The sequence below is a fragment of the Alphaproteobacteria bacterium genome (assembly GCA_041396705.1).
Classification (GTDB): domain Bacteria; phylum Pseudomonadota; class Alphaproteobacteria; order CALKHQ01; family CALKHQ01; genus CALKHQ01.
Window position 1 is genome coordinate 202298 of the sequence record JAWKYB010000002.1, and the last position, 19562, is coordinate 221859.

16 protein-coding genes and 3 pseudogenes are annotated in these 19562 nt (G+C 68.3%); 7 read left to right on the forward strand and 12 right to left on the reverse strand.

The features are described from left to right. Position 1: 1 nt before the first annotated feature. From R3F55_00945 to R3F55_00955, 3 genes and pseudogenes are all read right to left on the reverse strand, one after another. Positions 2–1516: pseudogene (locus tag R3F55_00945) on the reverse strand (amidohydrolase family protein). A 27-nt stretch (positions 1517–1543) separates the two neighbouring features. Continuing rightward, positions 1544–2347, reverse strand: coding sequence for an IclR family transcriptional regulator C-terminal domain-containing protein (locus tag R3F55_00950; protein MEZ5666010.1), 804 nt, complete (start codon positions 2345–2347; stop codon positions 1544–1546). Between the two features lie 5 nt (positions 2348–2352). Next, positions 2353–3216 carry a dioxygenase gene (locus tag R3F55_00955; GenBank protein MEZ5666011.1) on the reverse strand — a complete coding sequence of 288 codons (864 nt, stop codon included), beginning with the start codon at positions 3214–3216 and terminating at the stop codon, positions 2353–2355. Positions 3217–3349: 133 nt separating this feature from the next. On the opposite strand from R3F55_00955, the gene R3F55_00960 reads away from it, so the two are divergent. The 7 genes from R3F55_00960 to R3F55_00990 are packed head-to-tail and all read left to right on the forward strand — an operon-like array spanning position 3350 to position 9285. Further along, positions 3350–4162, forward strand: coding sequence for a citryl-CoA lyase (locus R3F55_00960; GenBank protein ID MEZ5666012.1), 813 nt, complete (start codon positions 3350–3352; stop codon positions 4160–4162). Positions 4163–4168: 6 nt separating this feature from the next. Further along, the gene (locus R3F55_00965; GenBank protein ID MEZ5666013.1) at positions 4169–5314 is read left to right on the forward strand and encodes a CoA transferase; all 1146 of its coding nucleotides are present in this window, start codon (positions 4169–4171) and stop codon (positions 5312–5314) included. Between the two features lie 28 nt (positions 5315–5342). Then, on the forward strand, positions 5343–5747 hold the full coding sequence (locus tag R3F55_00970) for a YciI family protein (protein ID MEZ5666014.1): 405 nt from the start codon (positions 5343–5345) through the stop codon (positions 5745–5747). 17 nt (positions 5748–5764) lie between these two features. Continuing rightward, a complete protein-coding gene (locus tag R3F55_00975; protein ID MEZ5666015.1) occupies positions 5765–6844 on the forward strand; it encodes a C4-dicarboxylate TRAP transporter substrate-binding protein in 1080 nt (359 codons plus the stop codon). 15 nt (positions 6845–6859) lie between these two features. Next, a complete protein-coding gene (locus R3F55_00980; GenBank protein ID MEZ5666016.1) occupies positions 6860–7423 on the forward strand; it encodes a TRAP transporter small permease in 564 nt (187 codons plus the stop codon). After that, positions 7420–8733 (forward strand): TRAP transporter large permease, encoded by a 1314-nt coding sequence (locus R3F55_00985; protein ID MEZ5666017.1) that lies wholly within the window; start codon positions 7420–7422, stop codon positions 8731–8733. The genes R3F55_00980 and R3F55_00985 overlap by 4 nt, the downstream gene beginning before the upstream one ends. A gap of 12 nt (positions 8734–8745) precedes the next feature. Beyond that, on the forward strand, positions 8746–9285 hold the full coding sequence (locus R3F55_00990) for an NADPH-dependent FMN reductase (GenBank protein ID MEZ5666018.1): 540 nt from the start codon (positions 8746–8748) through the stop codon (positions 9283–9285). On the opposite strand, the gene R3F55_00995 is transcribed toward R3F55_00990, so the two are convergent. The 9 genes and pseudogenes from R3F55_00995 to urtB all read right to left on the reverse strand — a co-directional run bounded on the left by R3F55_00995 (position 9282) and on the right by urtB (position 19540). Then, positions 9282–9983, reverse strand: coding sequence for an urease accessory protein (locus tag R3F55_00995; GenBank protein MEZ5666019.1), 702 nt, complete (start codon positions 9981–9983; stop codon positions 9282–9284). The two genes, R3F55_00990 and R3F55_00995, sit on opposite strands and share 4 nt — an antisense overlap. Positions 9984–10013: 30 nt before the next feature. Further along, positions 10014–11534, reverse strand: a complete 1521-nt coding sequence (locus R3F55_01000) for an amidase (protein ID MEZ5666020.1) — start codon at positions 11532–11534, stop codon at positions 10014–10016. 48 nt (positions 11535–11582) lie between these two features. Further along, on the reverse strand, positions 11583–13856 hold the full coding sequence (locus R3F55_01005) for a VWA domain-containing protein (GenBank protein MEZ5666021.1): 2274 nt from the start codon (positions 13854–13856) through the stop codon (positions 11583–11585). A gap of 4 nt (positions 13857–13860) precedes the next feature. Beyond that, a complete protein-coding gene (locus tag R3F55_01010) occupies positions 13861–14658 on the reverse strand; it encodes a CbbQ/NirQ/NorQ/GpvN family protein (GenBank protein ID MEZ5666022.1) in 798 nt (265 codons plus the stop codon). 222 nt (positions 14659–14880) lie between these two features. Continuing rightward, on the reverse strand, positions 14881–15921 hold the full coding sequence (locus R3F55_01015) for an aliphatic amidase (protein ID MEZ5666023.1): 1041 nt from the start codon (positions 15919–15921) through the stop codon (positions 14881–14883). A gap of 122 nt (positions 15922–16043) precedes the next feature. Next, the gene (urtE, locus tag R3F55_01020; GenBank protein MEZ5666024.1) at positions 16044–16736 is read right to left on the reverse strand and encodes an urea ABC transporter ATP-binding subunit UrtE; all 693 of its coding nucleotides are present in this window, start codon (positions 16734–16736) and stop codon (positions 16044–16046) included. Next, positions 16736–17485: an urea ABC transporter ATP-binding protein UrtD gene (gene urtD / locus R3F55_01025; protein ID MEZ5666025.1), complete on the reverse strand. Its 750-nt coding sequence runs from the start codon at positions 17483–17485 to the stop codon at positions 16736–16738. The genes urtE and urtD overlap by 1 nt, the downstream gene beginning before the upstream one ends. Positions 17486–17488: 3 nt before the next feature. Next, positions 17489–18626: pseudogene (locus R3F55_01030) on the reverse strand (urea ABC transporter permease subunit UrtC). A gap of 20 nt (positions 18627–18646) precedes the next feature. Next, positions 18647–19540 (reverse strand): annotated as a pseudogene (gene urtB / locus R3F55_01035) (urea ABC transporter permease subunit UrtB). Between the last annotated feature and the right edge of the window lie 22 nt (positions 19541–19562).

Consider the following 19562-nt stretch of genomic DNA (forward strand, 5'->3'; position numbering starts at 1 on the left):
GTCAGACCGCGAACAGGTCGCGCGCGACACCCGCCGCTTCGAACAGGTAGTCGCGGCTCGCCTCGAGCTCGCCGCGCAGCTTGGCGATGTCGAAACCGAGCAGTTCGCCCTGCCATTTCTTGATCCGGCCGGCGACCATCACGGTGTCGACGTTGCTGCGCTCCATCAGCGTCACCACCGCGCCGGCGGCGTGGTTCAGCGGCGCCACGTTGAGCGCCTCGGCGTCGAGCAGCACGATGTCGGCGGCCTTGCCCGGCGTCAGCGAGCCGGTGACGCCGTCCAGCCCCAGGCCGCGCGCGCCCTCGATGGTGGCGTGGCGAAGGGCATCGGCGCACTGCAGCAGGTCCGGATAGTCGGTCTCGCCGGCCAGCGCGGCCGCATTAGCGAACATCCGCTGCAGCGTCATCATCGCGCGCATCTGCGTGAACATGTCGGCCGTCATCGTGCACTCGACGTCGGTCGACAGCGAGAGGCTCATGCCGAGGTCCAGCGCCTTCTGAATCGGCGGTGTGCCGTGTCGCATGTGCATCTCGATCGGCACCGCCAGCGAGACGTGGGCGCCGGCGTCGGCCGCCGCCTGCCAGGCCATGTCGGACATGCCGGTCATGTGGATGAAGATGTTGTCCGGCCCGAACCGGCCGTCCTGCGCCAGCTGGTCGAAGGTCGGCTGCATGCCGAAAGTGCCGACGATGTGCGCCGCGATCGGCAGGTCGAGCTCGCGCCCGATGCGCCACGCCTCCTCGTACATCGGCAAGTAGATCTCGCCGCCCATCACCATGGTCAGCAGCTGGTCGCGCGACGCGAAGTGCTGCTGGCGCAGCCGCACCGCGTCGCCGGGATACTGGGCCTTTTCGCCCCAGCCTTCGAAGTAGCCGAACACCGCGCGCCGGCCGGCGTCGTGCAGGCCCTGCACGGCCGCGTCCGAATGCTCGGGGCTGTGGTGGATCTGGCTGACGTCCATCACCGTGGTGACGCCGGCGTCGAGCTGGGCGATGCCGCCGAACAGCTCGTTGATGTAGACGTCCTCCGGCCGGTAGACCAACGAGAACTTCTGCAGGATCGTCTCGTAGTAGTTGGCGGCGTTCGCCGGGCGGCCGTCGTTGATCAGGATGCCGTGGGCGAGCTGGCTGCGCAGCGCCGTCTCGAACTGGTGGTGATGGGTGTCGACGAAACCGGGGATGACGATCTTGCCCCTGGCGTCGATCACCACGGCCTCTGGCGCCTCGATCTCGGCGGCTACCTCGGCGATGCGGCCGTCGGCGACGAGCACGTCGCCGACCGCGAAGAAGCCGACCGCCGCGTCCATCGACCCCACGACCCCGCCCTAGATCAGAAGCTGGCGGCCGGGGTCGTCGGCGCCGGCCGGCAGCGAGGCCTTGATCACGCCCGGCCGCGCGCCGGCCTGGGCCGCGCCGCTGCCGGCCGCGACCGCGCCGCCGACCGCCACCGAGGCCAGGAAGGTGCGCCGCGTCGCGCCGCCGAAGTCGCTACCCGTGGTGTCGCCGTGCGTGCACATCTGTTCCTCCCATTTCTCGTTTTGGCGTCAATTGCGCAGGACCGTGGCCAGGATCGGATAGCGCACCAGCTGGTGCGCGATGTGGGACGCGCTGACCCGCAGCTCGGGCAGCCGTTCCGCCACCAGCTGCGCCGGCGTCACCATGCCGGTATAGCCGGAGCTGTTCAGCGCGGCGATGGTGCGGCCGTCGGGGTCGCGGACCGGCACGGCCAGCGCGGTGATGCCATAGTCAAGCTGGTCGACGGTGGTCGCATAACCGTCGGCGCGCACCCGCAACAGCGCCGCGCGCAGGGCGCGCTTGTCGGTGCAGGTCTTGGCCGTCAGCGGCGTCGGATCCAGCGTCTCCAGCCACCGATCGAGCCGGTCGTCGTCCATTGCCGCCACCAGCACCCGGCCCATCGAGGTCGCGAAGGCGGGATAGCGCGCACCCGCCACCGCGGCGGCACGGCGCGCCCGCTGCTGCGAGTAGTGCGCGATGTAGATCACGTGGTGGCCGTCGAGCACCGCGACCGACGAGGCGTCGCCGAAGCGCTCGACGATGCTGCGCAGGTCGGGCTGCAGCACCTCGTCGATCCGGACCGAGAAGTAGAATGCCGAGCTCAGCGCCATGATCTTCGGCTTCAGGTGAAAGCGCTTGCCGTCCTGGCCGACATAGCCCAGCGCCCTGAGCGTGATCAGGCTGCGCCGCGCCGCTGCCGGCGACAGGCCGACGCGGCGGGCGACCTCGCTGAGCGTCATGTCCGGATGGCTGCTGTCGAAGCTTTCGAGGATCGCCAGCCCCTTGGCGAGGGCCTCGACGAACTCGGCCGGCCGATCCTCGCCTTCGCTCACGGGCTTCAGCCCTCGGGGGCAAGGACGAAATCGAACTCCAGCATGGCGTCCGGCTTGGCCTGCAGGTCGAAGCCCAGCCGGTCGACGTCCTTGGCCGGCTTCACCTTGGCGATCAGCGACCGACGCACGCCGAACACCGCGTCGTTGTCCAGATAGTCGGTGCCGTCGAAGAACACCTCGGTGGTGATCGCCCGCATCCCGGGCGCACTGACGATGTAGTGCAGGTGCGCGGTACGCCAGGCATGACGGTTGCCGGCGCGCAGCAGCCGGCCGACCGGCCCGTCATAGGGCACCGTGTACGGCTTCGGCAGCACGGTGGTGTAGTAGTAGCACCCCTGGTCGTCGCAGCTGAACTTGCCGCGCAGGTCGTACTTGTCCTGGCCCTTGGCCTGCTCCTGGATCGGATAGGTGCCGGAGCCGTCGGCCTGCCAGGTATCGACCAGCGCGCCCGGCAGCGCGTTGTGCAGCGTGTCGGTCACCTTGCCGTAGACCAGCACGCAAGCCCCCTCGCGACCGGCCGCCAGATCGGCGCCCAGCGGCTTCGTGCCGGCATCGTCGAGATAGAACGGGCCCAGGTTCGAGCCCTCCGTCGCGCCGCCGCGCGTGTTCAGCATGTCGACCAGGGCGGAAAAGCCGATCACGTCGGACAGCAGGATGAACTCGTGCCGCTCCGGCGTGGAGATCTTCCCGCAGTCGTACAGGAAGTTGAGCACCGCCATCCATTCCGGGTGGGTCAGGTTGTGCTCGCGCGTGAAATCGTGGAGGTGGTCGATCAGGCCGTGCAGCAGTTGCTCGAACCGGCTGCCCGGCTCGGTCTTGAACGAGTCCTTCACCGCCTGGGTGATTGAGAACTGGTTGATGTCGCGCATGCGGCCCTCCCCTGCGGCACCCTTCCGCGCATGGCCAGCGGTGGGCGCTATCCGGCTTGACTCGACGGTAAACAGGCCTCTAATCTTCGGCAAGAGGAAATTTTTTCGGAATGCGAAAATTGACGAGCGTGGGATGCGCATAGGAAAGCAGAACAACGCCTACACCGCCATTGCCACCTCGGACGCGCAGAGCGTCACCGTCCGCGGCCTCGACCTGTGCCGCGACCTGATCGGGAGGATCGACTTCACCGACTATTTCTGGCTGCTGGTGCTCGGCGAGCGGCCGAGCGAGCCGCAGCGCCGGATGATGGACGCGTGCCTGGTCGCCATCGCCGAGCACGGGCTGGTGCCGTCGGTGCAAGCGGCGCGCATGACGCTGGCTGCCGGGCCCGACGCCTGGCAGGGCGCCATGGCCGCCGGCCTGCTCGGCATGGGCAGCGTGGTGGCCGGCAGCTCCGAAGTGGCCGCACAGTTCCTGCACGACGTGATGGCCCGGGCCAAGACCGACGGCACCGATGTCGAGCAGGCCGCCATCGCCAGCCTCAGGGACATGAAGGCGGCCCGCAAGAAGGTGCCCGGCCTCGGCCATCCGCAGCACAGCGCCGGCGATCCGCGCGCCGACCGCCTGCTGGCGATCGCCGACGAGCTGGGCATCGCCGGCGACCATGTCGGCACGCTGCGCCTCTTGGCTAGGCACGCCCCCGCGATCATCGAACGGCCGCTGCCGATCAACGTCTCCGGCGCCATCCCGGCGACGATCCTGGACGCCGGCTGGCCGCTGCAGGCGATCAAGGCTGTGCCGCTGCTGGCCCGTGCGGCCGGCCTGTCGGCGCATCTCTACGAAGAGAGCCTGCGCTCGATCGGCTTCATCATGTCCCACCAGGCGGACCAGGCCATCGCCTATGACGGCAAGCCGGCGTCCCACCCGCAGGAGGCGGCGGAGTAGCGCGCGATGGCCAAGATCCTGAAGAACATCCGGGTCGTCGAGCTCAGCACCTACATCACCGGTCCGGCGGCGGGCATGCACCTGGCCGACCTCGGCGCCGACGTGATCAAGGTCGAGCGCCCAGGCACCGGCGACCCGTTCCGCGCCTTCAAGGGCGGGCTCTATTCGCCGCACTATCAGACTTACAACCGCAACAAGCGATCGATCGCGCTGGACACGTCGGAGCCGGACGACCGGGCCGTGCTGCACGACCTCGTCGCCGGCGCCGACGTCTTCATCCAGAATTTCCGTCCGGGCGTGGCCGAGAAGCTGGGCGCCGGCGAGGACGACCTGCGCAAGGTGCGGCCCGACCTGATCTACTGCGCGATCTCCGGCTTCGGCACCTCCGGGCCGTCGCGGGACCGGCCCTCCTACGACACGGTCGCCCAAGCCGCCAGCGGCTATCTGCGCCTGCTGGTCCCGCCGACCGACCCGCGGGTGATCGGGCCGGCGATCGCCGATGCGATCACCGGCCAATATGCCGCGCTGGCGATCCTGGCCGCCCTGCTCGAACGCGGTCAGACCGGCAAGGGCCGCCGCATCGACATCTCGATGCTGGAAGCGATGTGCCACTTCAACCTGGACAGCTTCACCCACTATTTCTCGGTCGGCGAGGTGATGGGGCCGCTGTCGCGGCCGGTGGTCTCGCAGTCCTACGTGTTCGAGTGCAGCGACGCGAAGTGGGTCGCCATCCACCTGTCCTCGCCCACCAAGTTCTGGGAGGGCCTGCTGGAGGCCACCGGGCAGCAGCAGCTGGCCGAAGACCCGCGCTTCAACGAGCGGCTGGAGCGGATCAAGCACCAGGACGAGCTGATCGGCCACTTCACGCCGGTGTTCCGCACCGACACGCGCGACGCCTGGTGCGAAAAGCTGCTGGCGGCGGGCGTGCCGCACTCGCCGGCCTACGATTCGAACGAAGCGCTGGAAGACCCGCAGGCGCGCCATCTCAACATCAAGATCGCGGCGCCGCATGCCGAGATGGGCACGTTCACCACGGTAAGGGCGCCGTACAACTTCGACGGCGAGCCCGATCTCGACGTGCTGCCGCCACCGACGCTCGACGAGCACGGCGCGGAAATCCGCGACGAGCTGCGGCGCAAGAAAGCCGGCTGAACGACCGGCGACCAAGGGGGGAACGGGGATGAGCGACGCAGACAACCCGAAAGCGGTGCCTGTCGCCGCGGTGCTCGAGGCGAGCAAGGCGATGCTGCAGAAGCAGCTGTTCGTGATCTTCACGACGCCGACCGACGGGCTGGGGCCGGTGTTCGCCAACATCGAGGCGCATCTGGATTTCCAGGTCGGGCTGGAGCGGGAGGGAATCCTGTTCGCCGCCGGCCCGCTGTGGACCGACGACGAGCAGCGCTGGGAGGGCGAAGGCATGGTCGTCGTCCGTGCGACGTCGCGGGCCGAAGCCGTCGCCATCGCCGAGCGCGACCCGATGCACAAGAGCGGCGCGCGTCGCTTCACCGTGCGGCCCTGGCTGATCAACGAGGGCTCGGTGACGGTGCGCCTCAACTACTCGACACAAAAATTCACGTTAGCATAAGACAGGGAGGAACCACCATGAAACGGCTCTACGGCGCCCTGGCGGGCGCAGTCTGCGCGCTGCCGATGTCGCTGTCCGCGCAGGAAACCATCGACCTGACCATCGCATCCAGCCACCCGACGGTGGTGCCGTGGGTTGGCATGATCCAGACCCACTTCATGGCCCGCACCGACGAGATCCTGGCCGAGACCGGCAACTACCAGATCGCCTGGAACGAGGCCTTCGGCGGCCAGCTCTACAAGGCCAATGCCACCCTGAGCTCGGTCGAGGAAGGCATCACCGACATCGGCTGGGTGTTCTCGTTCCTGGAAGCGGCGCAGCTGCCGCTGAGCCAGGTCTCGACCAACTCGCCCTTCGCCACCGCCAACCCGCCGGTGCTGCTGGAGGTGATGGAGGACCTGCTCGAGACCAACGACGCCTTCCGCGAGGAGTGGGAAAGCCACAACCTGAGGGTGCTCGGCCTCACCGCCACCGACCTCTACGACATCTACCTGAAGGAACCGGTCGACGGCATCGACGGCATCGACGGCCTGAAGATCTCGGCGCCGGGCGTGCTCGGCAACTGGCTGCGCGGCACGGGTGCCAATGCGGTCGACGGCGCGCTGACCACCTTCTACACCGACATCCAGACCGGCGTGTCCGACGGCGCGCTGACGCTGGCCCTGGGCGCGCTGCCGATCAAGCTCTACGAGGTCGCGCCCTATATCCACCGCTTCGATGCGGGCGCCGCCTTCTCCGGCGCCATCGCGATCAATCGCGACAGCTGGGACGCCCTGCCCGAGGAAGTGCAGAACGCGATGATCGAGGCGGGCCGCTACTACACGGTCTCCCACGGTGCCGACATGGTGGAGCGGCACGAATTCGCGCTGAACAAGATGGTCGAGCTCGGCGCCGGCCAGACGCCGCCCGTCACCATCATCCCGATGCCGCAGGAGCAGCGCGCCGCCTGGGTCGGCCTGTTGCCGAACCTCGCCGCCGAATGGGCCGCGCCGCTGGACGACCAGGGCCTGCCTGCCAGCGACTTCATGCGGCAGTACATGCAGGCCCTGCGCGACCGCGGCGAGACGCCGGTGCGCGACTGGGACTCCGAACTCTGATCCCAGAGCGGCATTGTGGCCCTGCCACAAGAAGACCCGTGTGCGCCGGCGCCGGCGCACACGCGCTCCCTGCCGGCGCGGCTGTGGCTCGGCGTCGTTGAAGGGTTTGCCGCACTCGGCACCGTGCTGATCGGCGGCCTGATGGTGATCATCTGCGCCGACATCGTCGCGCGCAACGTGCTCGGCGGCTCGCTGCCGCTGGTCTCCGAACTCGGCGCCCTGCTGCTGGTGATGATCGTGGCGCTCCAACTCGGCGCGGCCGTTCGCGCCGACCGCCTGGCGCGGACCGAAATCTTCATGGTGCCGTTCGCGCGCCGGCACCCGCGCGGCGGTGCGCTGCTGTCGGCGCTGTTCTGCCTCGTCGGTGGCGCCGCGGTCGGCTGCATGGCCTGGGCCACCGTGGGCACGCTGGTCAAGGACTGGAACTCCGACGAGTTCATCGGCACGCCCGGGCTGGGCACGCTGCCGACGTGGCCGTTCCGCGCGTTCATCCTGGTCGGACTGGCGGTGGCGGCGATCGAGTTCGTTGTCCGCGCGGCCTGCGTCCTGCGGCGCGCCGGCGCGGAGCCGGGCCCGTGACCCCCGCCGAGATCGGCGGGCTCGCCATCGCAGTCCTGCTGCTGCTGATCTATCTCGGCATGCCGATCGGAATCGGAATGCTGACGGTCTCGTTCGCCGGCGTGTCGCTGATCCGCGGCGACGCAGTCGCGATGCGGATGCTGGGAGCGGTCGCCAACGATTCGCTCGAGGAATACCTGTTCGCGGTGGTACCGCTGTTCGTGCTGATGGGCCTGCTGGTCAGCGTGTCCAACGTCGGCAAGGACACGTTCGACGTGTTCGAGCGGATGTTGCGGCGGATCACCGCCGGGCTCGGCATCGCCACCGTGTTCGCCAACGCGGTGTTCGCCTCGATCACCGGCATCTCGATCGCGTCGGCGACCGTGTTCAGCCGGGTGGCAGTGCCGGAGATGACGCGCCACGGCTATTCCAGGCGCTTCGCCACCGGCGTCGTGGCCGGGTCGTCGGTGCTCGGCATGCTGATCCCGCCGTCGCTGCTGATGATCGTCTATGCCGTGCTGGCCGAGCAGTCGGTCGGGCGCATGTTCCTGGCCGGCATCGGCCCGGGGCTGCTGCTGGCCCTGGCCTTCAGCCTGACCATCATGGCGATGGCCCGCCAGCGGCCGGCGATGGTGTTCGATCGGACCACCGACACCGAGGGCTACGACGACTACACCGCGTTCCAGCTGGCACGGAAGTCGCTGCCCATCCTGGCGCTGATGCTGATCGTCCTCGGCGGGCTCTACGGCGGCATCCTCAACCCGACCGAGGCCGGCGCGGCCGGGGCGCTGGGCGCGCTGGTGATCGCGCTCCTGCGTCGGTCGCTGACCCGACGGTCGTTCTGGAACCTGCTGGTCGAGTCCGGACAGATCACGGTGTCGGTGCTGTTCCTGATCCTGGCTGCGACCCTTTTCTCGCGGATGCTGGCGCTGACCGGCGTGCCGCAGGAGATCGCCACCTTCTTCCTCGAGGGCGCGATCGGACCCTATGGCTTCCTGCTGGTCTATCTCGTGCTGATCCTCGCGCTCGGCTGCCTGATCGATTCGGTCTCGATCATGCTGATCGTGCTGCCGATCGCGCTGCCGGTGGCGGCGCAGGCGGGCTTCGATCCGATCTGGTTCGGCGTTCTGACCGTGGTGGCGGTCGAAGCCGGCCTGCTGACCCCGCCGTTCGGCCTGTCGGTCTACACGATCAAGTCGGCGACCAACGACCCGGAGTTGAAGGTCGGCGACATCTTCCGCGGCGCGGTGCCGTTCCTGCTGGCCATGCTGGTTTCGCTGGCGGTGCTGGTGGCGGTGCCGGACATCTCCACCTGGCTCGCTCGACAATAGATTGGAAACCCGATGATCCAGTTGCTGTTCATAGCCGGAAGTCTGCGCGCCGCCTCGTCGGCCCGCGCCACGGCGCGGACTCTCGCCGCGCGCCTGGGCGACGTCGCCGAGGTGCTGCATCCCGACATCGGCCGCCTGCCGCACTACAACGCCGACATCGTCGACGATCCGGCGGTGCAGGCGTTCAAGGAGGCGGTCGCCGCTGCCGACGGCCTGGTGTTCGTCACGCCGGAATACAACTACTCCGTGCCCGGCGTGCTGAAAAACGCGATCGACTGGGCGTCGCGCCCGGCCTACGGCTCTGTGTTCAAGGACAAGCCCTGCTTCGTGATCAGCACCTCCGGCGGCGCCCTGGGCGGCGTGCGTGCCCAGGGCCACCTGAAATACATCCTCAACGGCATGCTGGCGCGGGTGTTCGCGACGCGCGAGGTGGTGGTGCCGTTCGCCAACGACAAGGTCGCCGACGGCCAGCTGGCCGACAGCGAGATCGTCGCCTTCGCCGAGCAGAGCCTGCGCGACTTCGTAGCGTCGATCGCCGCGGCGCGGACCTAAGCCATGACGTAGCCGGCGCAGATCCACAGGCCGAGGGCGATGGTGCCGGCACCGACACAGCCCTCCACCGCATTGCGCCACAGCGTCAGCGCGCGCGCGGCATAGCCGAGCGGGACGGCGATGCAGGCGGACAGCGCGGCCATGCCCGCGATCGAGCCGAGGCCGAACACCGCGACATAGCCGATCGACAGGCCGGGCGAGCCGACCGTCGTCGCGGTCAGCATCAGCAGCGCGGCGGATCCGGCCAGGCCGTGCATCACTCCGACGAGGAAGGTCTGCAGCGGCAGGCCAGGCGGGTGGTGGTGACGGTGGCTGGCCGGGTCGTGACGGCGGCTTTCGCCCGCGTGGGAGTGGGCATGCAGGTGGGTCTGGCCGTCGCCATGGCGATGGACATGGAAATGCACCCGGTCGCGGATCAGGCGGACCAGCACCCGGACGCCGAAACCGACCAGCAGCACGCCGACGGCGAATTCCAGCGCGTCCGCCAGGGCCGGCGGCACGCTGCCGCCCAGCACGACGAGCAGGCCGACGAAGACCAGTAGCGTGACGGCATGACCGGCGCCCCAAACCACGCCGTGCGCAACGATGCGCCGCGGCGAGCGCTCGCCGGCGGCGATGCTGGCCACCGCCGCCACGTGATCGGCCTCGATGGCGTGCTGCATGCCCATGACGAGGCCGAGCAGCAGGATGCTAAGCACGGCCCGCCGCGCTGCCCGCGATGTGCGTCGTCATGCGGCGACTTCATAGGCGTGAGCCGCGCGCAGCACGGTGGCGTCGTCGAAATGTGCGCCGGTCAACATCAGCCCGACCGGCAGCCCCTTGACGCCCTTCACCGGCACCGTCACCGACGGATGGCCGGTCAGGTCGAACACGCAGGTGTTGCGCACCATGTTGAGCGCCTGGCCGATGTGGGCGGCGCGGTCCTCCTCCGGCATCGGCGGTACCGCGTGTGCGGTCTGCGGCGTGGTCGGCATCAGCACCAGGTCGTGTTCGGCGAAGACGGCGTCATAGGCCGCTGTCAGCTGGCGGGCGAAGTTCTGCGCCCGGCCGTAGAACACGCCGTGATAGCGGTCGCGCATGTAGTGATGGACCAGCGCGCCGAGCTTGGCGGTCGGCGAGAAATCGCCGCCATTGGTCTTGATCGCCCGCGACATCGCCGACATCAGCCGCGGATTGTACCAGCCCTTGGTGCCGTAGTTGGTGTGGCCGTTGTAGAAGCTGTGCACGCCGCCCTCGATGGCGATGGCGTTCCAGATCGGCACGCCGCGACGATGCAGCGGCACCGAGACCTCGGTCACCGTCGCCCCCATCGCCTCGAGCCGGCTCGCGGCGGCCCGCACCGCGTCGTCGACCGTGGCCATCGCCTCCGGCCCGCCGAAACCCTCGTCGACCAGCGCGATCTTCAGCCCGGCGACGTCGCCGCTCAGTGCGGCGGCATAGTCCGGCACATCGATATGGCTGGGCTGGCGCGGGTCGATGGCGCTTTCGTCGCGGCCGGCGATCACGCCCAGCAGCAGGGCGCAGTCGGCGACCGTCCGCGCCATCGGCCCGATGTGGTCGATGGTCTGGTCGAAGCCGACGATGCCTGTATAGGGGACCAGGCCGTGGGTGGGCTTGAGGCCGACGATGCCGGACCACGACGCCGGGATGCGGATCGAGCCGCCCTGGTCGCCCCCCAGTGCGATGTCGACCAGCCCGGTCGCCGGCGCGATCGCCGAGCCGCAGGACGAGCCGCCGGCCGCGTGCTTCGGATTGGCCGGGTTGAGACCGACGCCGTAGGCCGAGGTGTGGCCGCCGCCGGAGAACGCGAAGTCGTCGGTGTTGAGCACGGCGGTGATGTGGCCGCCGGCCTCGAGGATGCGGGTGACGATGGTGGCGTCGATATCCGGCGTATAGTCGTAGAGCAGCCGCGACGCGCAGGTCATCGGGATGCCGGCGACGCAGATCGTGTCCTTCACGCCGATGGCCTTGCCCGACAGCGGCCCGGTGATCTCCGGCGCCGCCTTGACGCTGCAGGTGCGCACGACGCCGTTGAGCGGGTCGTCGGCCGGTTCCGGCCGCGGTCCCGGAATGCGCACGGCCGGGGTCACCGGCCGCAGCGGATCGGGATACTGGTCGAGTTCGTCATAGCCGTCGATCACCGCGTCGACGATCGCCGGCAGCACCTCCAGCTCGTCGTCGTTCAGGTGGATATGGGCCTGCTCACCGATCTCGATCAAGTCGTCGATCGAAGGCCTGCGCAGCGTCATGACTGTCTCCCCCTTGCTTTTCGCCGCGCCCCCGTGGCGCCGCGCGGCTCAGGCTGTCAGCCTGAAATAGAGCATCGGCAGCTTCTCCGGCAGGCGCTCGAGCCGGTCGATCTGCACGTAGTTGCGCTGCCCGAATATCCGGGCCAGATAGCTGTCGCCGCCGCTGTCGAGACCGACGCAGAAGGTGTCGATGCCCTTGTCGGCCAGGCCGATGACGGCACGGCGCGCGTCCTCGACCAGATAGCGGCGATCGTCGATATCGACGTCCGACGGTTCGCCGTCGGTGACCACCAGCAGCAGCCGGCGGTGGGTCAGTTGGCGGGCGAGGTCGGCGCCGGCATGGCGCATGGCCGCGCCGAGCCGGGTCGAAAGCCCGCTCTCCAGCCCGGCCAGCTGCGCGCGCGCCTGGGCGTCATAGGGCCGGCCGAAATCCTTGATCCGGAAGTAGTGCACGTCGTCGCGGCGGTTGGAGGCGAAGGCGGCGATGGCAAAGGGGTCGCCCAGGCCGTCCATGGCGTGGGCGAGCATCACCGTCGCCTCGCGCTCGACCTCCAGCACCGTCGCAGTGCCGTTGCGCACCCGGTCGCGCGTCGACTCCGACACGTCGAGCAGCAGCAGAACGCTGAGGTCGCGATTGCGCCGCTCGGTCTGGGCGAACACCCGCGGGTCAGGCGTCTCGCCCACCCGCCGGCTGACAGCGGCGGCGATGCAGGCGTCGAGATCGAGCTGGTCGCCCTCGTGGCGCCGCTTCATGCGCTGCGGCCGGCTGACCCGGGCGGCGCGGACCAGGCCGGTGATCCGGGTGACCAAACCGTGGTGGCGCTCGAGGATCGCGTCGATGCGGCCGACCGGGCCCGGCTGCGCCCGATACTCGACCAGCGTGGTCCACTCCGAGCGTTCGCGGCCGGTGGCGTAGTCGTATTCGGGATAGCGCGCCACCGGGATGCCCTCGTCCAGCGGCAGCGCCTCCGACAGGTGCGCCACGTTCGGGCTGTCGTCCGGGTCTTCCTCGGTCCGCTCGCGGTCCGGCGGCGTCGGGTCGTCCTCCGCCTGCTGCTCGATGCGGACCGAATCCAGCACCATCTCGGTCTCTTCGATGTCGGCCGGCTGGTCGCCGAAGTCCCACAGGCCGAGATTGTCGTCGCGATAGGGCGGCTCGACCACATAGGTCTTGGCGTTGAACTGCACGCGCATCTGGCCGAGGTCGTTGCCGAGCAGGCCGCCGATGCGCCGGCTGACCGCGGGGTCGTGCCACTGGTCGCGGACCGCCGTGAACATCTGGCGGCCCTTCGTAACCCAGCCGTCGCCGTCCTCGAAGGTCGGGTCGATCAGCGCGCGCGACAGGCGGGCGAGCATGCTCGGCGCCGTCGTCGCGCCGCTGGCCTGGGCGATGTGAAATGGCAGCCACAGCCGCTCGAGCCCCGGGAAGGCGGCCATCGCCAGATGCTCGACCCGCGCATCCTCGATCAGCGAGACCAGCGCGATCTGCAGCGGCTTCAGCGTGCCGACCGGAAACGGCGTGCCGGAGAACCTGTAGTGCGCGCCGATATGCGCCAGTGCCGCCCGGAACAGGTCTTGCGCCTGCTGGCCGCGATAGCCAGGGAAGGTCGCCGGCATGCGGATGATGCCGGGGCCGAAACCGGCCCGCCGGCGCATCGGTGCGCTGGCGCTGAGGCTGGGCTCGCGGATCGGCACCCGCACCCGCCACATCGCGGTGAGGAAGGCCTTCATCTTGCGGTCGACGTCGGCGAACAGCACGTCGCCGGTCTCGCGCTGCAGCCAGCGCTCGGCCTCCGGGTCCTCCAGCGAGAAGAAGCGCAGCCGCCGTTCGCGGTCGCTGCCGCCCGAGCGGATCCCGGCGAGCAGCCACGCCTCCAGCCGCGACACGCTCAGGCCGGCGATCAGCCGCTCCATGCGGTCCAGCACCAGCCCGACCGATTCCGGCGCCAGTGCCGCGAAGCGCTGCATCAGGCTGAGCCAGGAGCGGAACCGCGCCAGGTCGTGCAACCGCTCGGCGACCTTCAGCGCGGCCACGGGAAGCGCCTCCGCCGCCTTCAGCCCGGCCTTGATCGCCACCGCCGAAACGGTCTCTGCCAGCTCGAATGCCGCATCCGGGCCGAACTGCAGCGCGATCGCCGGCGAATGCCGGACATAGGCGCCGAGCACCGCGGGGCCGTAGCCGGCTCCGGCCAGCTTGCGCTGCGCCCGCAGCCACCGTGCCGCGGTTTCGTCGGGAAAGGCGCGCGCCGCCTCGCCGGTCAGCGGGTTGGACTCGTCGCCGTCGCTCACCACGCGCAGGAATGCAGGGCGCGGCTCCGCCATCGGCTCATCCGCAGGCTGCGATGGCTGCACTCAGGGCATCGCGCATGTCGGGGTCGTCGGTGATCGGCAGCACCAGTGCAACCTGGCAGGCCTCGCCGACCGGCACGCCCTGGGCGGCAAGCTGGGCCGCATGCACCAGCATGCGGGTGGACGCCCCCTCCTCCAGTCCGTGGCCCTTCAGGTTGCGCGAACGCTCCGCGATGGTGATCAGCCGGCGCGCCAGCGCGGGCTGCACCGCGGCCTCGTGCGCCACGATCTCGGCCTCGACCTCCGGCTTCGGATAGCCGAACTCCAGCGCGCCGAAGCGCTGCTTGGTCGATTCCTTCAGGTCCTTCAGCACGCTCTGGTAACCGGGGTTGTAGGAGATCACCAGCTGGAAGTCCGGATGGGCGTGCACCAGCTCGTTCTTCTTCTCCAGCGGCAGCACCCGCCGTTCGTCGGTCAGCGAGTGGATCACCACCGTGGTGTCCTGACGGGCCTCGACGATCTCGTCGAGATAGCAGATCGCACCTTCGCGCACCGCCGTGGTCAACGGGCCGTCGCGCCAGACCGTGCCGTCCGCTTCCAGCAGGAAACGGCCGACCAGATCGGACGCGGTCATGTCCTCGTGGCAGGACACCGTGATCAGCGGCTTCTTCAGCCGCCAGGCCATGTGCTCGATGAAGCGGGTCTTGCCGCAGCCGGTCGGCCCCTTCAGCATCATCGGCATGCGCCGGGCATAGGCCGCCTCGAACAGCGCGACCTCGTTGCCGATCGGCCGGTAGTACGGCTCCTCGCCGATCAGATATTGCTCAATCGTCATCCCTTGATCCGTCGCGCGTCGGCTTCTCCAGCCGGGCCGTCGTTGCGAGCCGCCGAAGGCGCCGCGGCAGTCCGACCGAACTGCCAGCCGCCGCGGCTTCGACCGCATTGCCGCGTCGCTCCGCGCCGCGCAACGGCGCCGGCGGGAGCGAACGGGCGTCCAGCGCCGGCCTTCCGGCGCAGGGGGCAGGGTCTGCGCCCTGCCCCATCGCAGCGCCGACCGTCAGCGATGCGCCGCGGTCTTCTGGTTGGGAATGCCGTCCAGCGGGCATTCGTCCGTCCCGACCGTCGAACGGGTGATCGCCTCGACCTCCTCGCGGGTGCCCTCGGGATCGGTGATCCACTTCTTGTAGAAGTCGTACGGACAGGCCGCCACGCCGCGGTCGCCTTCGCCGGAGTTGATCATGCCGGTGTAGCCGCGGTGCAGCAGCTTGAACAGGTGGTTCTGCGACTGCATGTTGCGGCGCGCGTCGCGGATGGCGCTGACCGAGAGCTGCGCATACTGCACGCCGTTCTCCTCCTCGGCGCACTCGCCCAGCGTCCGGCCGTCGAAGCCGACGATCGCGGAATGGCCGAAGTAGGAATAGACGCCGTCGAAGCCGGAGGCGTTGGCGACCGCCACATAGACGTTGTTCGCCCAGGCCATCGCCTTGGCCATGATCACCTGCTGGTCCTTGGCCGGGTACATGTAGCCCTGGCAGCGCACGATCAGCTCGGACCCCTTCATCGCGCAGTCGCGCCAGATCTCCGGGTAGTTGCCGTCGTCGCAGATGATCAGGCTGATCTTCAGGCCCTTCGGCCCTTCCGACACATAGGTGCAGTTGCCGGGATACCAGCCCTCGATCGGCACCCAGGGCATGATCTTGCGGTACTTCTGCACGATCTCGCCCTGGTCGTTCATCAGGATCAGGGTGTTGTACGGCGCCTTGTTCGGGTGCTCCTCGTGCCGCTCGCCGGTCAGCGAGAACACGCCCCAGCAGCGCGCCTTGCGGCAGGCCTGCGCGAAGATCGCGGTTTCCTCGCCGGGCACCGACGAGGCGGTCTCGTACATCTCCTTCTCGTCGTACATGATGCCGTGGGTGGAGTATTCCGGGAAGATGCACAGATCCATGCCGGGCAGGCCGATCTTCATGCCCTCCATCATCTCGGCGATCTTGCGCGCGTTGGCCAGCACCTCGTCCTTGGTGTGCATCCGCGGCATCTTGTAGTTCACGACGGCGACGCCGACCGTGTCGTTACTGCTGGAAATGTCACCGTGATACATTGCGCGTCTCCTCTCCTCGACGTGAATCCCGCGCCGTCACGCCCGGCCACGGGTGCGGGTTTGTCTCTTCGCGCCGCTGCATGCGGCGGCCATGCCCAGCCCCGGACCGCTCCTCTCCGCGGCTAGATCATGTGCTCGGCGACGACCGCGTCGGTCAGCTCCGCGACCGGCCCGGCAGCGACGGCGCTGCCCTTGACGATCATCGCGAAACGATGCGCGGCCGAACGCGCGAATGCTACATTCTGTTCGACCAGCAGGATAGTCAGACCGAGTTCACGATTGAGCCGCTGGATCGCATCCTCGATCAGCTCGACGATGTTGGGCTGGATGCCCTCGGTCGGCTCGTCGAGCAGCAGGATCTTCGGCTCCGCCGCCAGCGCGCGTGCGATCGCCAGCTGCTGCTGCTGGCCGCCGGACAGCAGGCCGCCCGGTTTGCCCATGTTGTCGCGCAGATAGGGGAACAGCTCGATGGCGAGCTCGGGCACTCGACGCGGCTTGCCCGGGCGCGCGAAGCCGCCCATCAGGATGTTCTCGCGCACCGTGAAGTCCGGGATGATCTGCCGGCCCTGCGGGACATAGGCGATGCCGGCCCGCGCCCGCTCGTAGGTCGACACGCCGGTCAGGTCGCTGCCGTCAAGGCGGATCTGGCCCTCGATGCGGTCGGTCAGGCCCATGATCGTCTTCATCAGCGTCGTCTTGCCGACGCCGTTGCGGCCGAGGATCGCGACGATCTGGCCGTCCGGCGCATCGAGCGACAGGTCGTGCAGGATCTGGCTGCGGCCGTAGAAGCTGTCGACTTTGTCCAGCGACAGCATCAGTGGATCCCCCCGCTGCCGAGATAGGCTTCCTTGACCGCGGCGTTGCTCTCGATCTCGCCGACCGTGCCCTCGGCCAGGCGCTTGCCCAGGTGCATGACCGTAATCTTTTCAGCGATCTCGCGGACGAAGCTCATGTCATGCTCGACTACCAGGATGGTGTGCGCACCCTTCATGCCGTTGACGATGCGCGACGTCTTCAGCGTCTCGGCGTGTGTCATCCCGGCAGTCGGCTCGTCCAGCAGGATGATCTTCGGGTCCTGGATGATCAGCATGCCCAGTTCCAGCCACTGGGTCTCGCCATGCGAAAGGGTGCCGGCGAATTCGTGCACCTTGTCGCCCAGCTCGATCAGCTCCAGCACGCGGTCGACCTGCTTGCGCCGGGCCGAGGGCAGGCTGAGCCCCAGGTTGCCCAGCACGTTCTTGCGCTCGGTCGCAGCCACGATCAGGTTCTGCATCACGGTCAGGCCGCGGAAGATGCTGGGGATCTGGAACTTGCGGCCGACGCCGGCGCGGGCGATCTCGTGCTCCTGCCTGTTGGTGATGTCGGTGCCGTGCAGGAACACCCTGCCGCCGGTCGCCTTGGTCTTGCCGCTGACCAGGTCCATCAGCGTGGTCTTGCCGGCGCCGTTGGCGCCGATCAGCACCCTGAGCTCGCCCTCGGCCACCTCCATCGAGAAGCCGTCGACCGCCTTGAAGCCGCCGTAGTCGAGCTCGAGGTCGCGGATTTCCAGTGCCGCTTGTGCCATCGCTCAGCCCTGCCCGTCCTGGGTGGCCGCCTTGGCGGCGACCGCGCGATCGCCGCGCCGGCCGACGCCGAGCAGCCGATCGCCGACGTCGTTGGCGAAGCCGGCCAGGCCGCGCGGCAGGAACAGCACGACCAGGATGAACAGCACGCCGATGATCGCCTTCCAGGCCTCGACCAGCTCGTCGGTCTCGCTGGCCGACGCCTCGATGATGTTGATCAGGATCGCGCCGATGCAGGCGCCGAGCAGCGAATTGCGCCCGCCGACCGCGGCCCAGACCACCATGGTGATCGAGAAGCTGAGGTCCATGAAAGTGGGCGAGGCGAATTCCGAGGCAACCACGAAAAGCATGCCGGCCAAACCGGCAATGCCGGCTGACACGGCAAAGAAGAAGGTCTGGTAGCGGGCGACATTGAAGCCGAGAAACCGGCGCGGTTCTCGTCATCGCGGATCGATTGCGGATCCAGGGCCGGCCCGGTGCTCGACAAGCCAGCGACCGAAGATCAGCACCAGCCGCCGTTGCAACCGCGATCACGTAGTAGGTCTCGACGAAATACGGATCGAGTTCGGCCCGCCGACCGTGAACCAGCCCAGGTCGGTCAGCCCGTTGAACCCGTTGGTGAACGGCTGCGCATCGATCACGACAAGTCGGACCAGCAGCACCATGCGCCAAGGCATGATGATGGCGATGAACACGCCGGAGATGCGCAGCCGAACAGGATGTAGCCGACGATCGTTGCAACCAGGACCGGCAGTGACGATGCCCATCAAAACACCGAACCATTGGTTCTCGAACGGTATCCACAGGAACGAGCCCTGGTTGATGCAGCACAGTCTCCACGCGCGCATCGGGCTCCGCGTTCCACAGCATGAAGTCGGGGATGGGCTGATCGGAGCCCTGGGCCAGGCTGGTCGGGCTCGCCAGTTTCAGCGACATCGCCAGCATGTAGGCGCCCAAGCCGAAGAACAGTCCCCTGCCCAAGAGGTTGAGGATGCCGGCATAGCCCCACTGAGCGAGATGGCGACGCCGAGCATGCCGAAGACGATACTTCGATATGCGGTTCAGCCAGAACACGTCATCGAGGAATGTGGGCAACAGCAGGATGGCGGCGATGAAGAGCAGATACGCGCCATAGTCGAAGATTCTCTTTCTGGCGTGCACGGTCAGCGCCCCTTGAACGAGAACAGGCCCTTGGGCCGCCACAGATGACGATGATGACCAGCCCGAAGATGAACGCGCGGGCAAGAATGTCGGTAGAACACGCTGGCGACGATGCCATTGACCTCGCCGAGCCCGAGCGACGGAGACCATGCGTTCCGAGCAGGCTGCCGACGCCGCCGACAACCACGACCAGGAAGCCGTTGACCACTTCCTGCGTACCCATGTCGGGGAAACACGGTCTTGAAGCCGGACATCATCACGCCCGCGACCCCGGCGAGGCCGGAGCCGTAGGCGAAGGTCAGCGCGTTGACCCGCTTGACGTTGATGCCGCAGGAGGCCGGCCATCTGCGGGTTGCGCATGTCGCGCGGACCTGCTGTCCCATCGACGTGCGGTACATCAGGTACCAGGTCAGCACGGTCAGCGCGGCGGTCAGCACGATGATGAAGCTGCGATAGGGCTGCAGCAGGAAGTCGCCGATCGCGATCGGTTCGACTCAGTGCCGCTGGCACGTTGACGTTCTGCAGGCCGGGACCCAAGCCGTCGATGTGGATGTCGAAGAAGGTGAGGCCGAATTCCAACCGGATGCATTGCTGGAGCAGGATTCCGATACCCCAGGTCGCCAGCAATGTGTCGAGCAGGCGGCCGTATAGCTGGCGCACCACCACGCGTTCGATCACCAGCCCGATCCAGCGCCGCGACCACAAAGCGACCGGTATGGCAAATAAGAGGTTCAGCCCGAGATAGTGTCTGAACAGACCGTGGTGTAGGCGCCGATCATCACCATCTCGCCGTGGGCCATGTTGATGACCCCCATCGCCCCATAGGTTATCGACAACCCCAGGGCGATAAGCAGCAAGATCGAGCCCAGGCTGAGCCCGATGAAGATAACTTCCATCTGTTTTCCCGCCGCGCCAGCG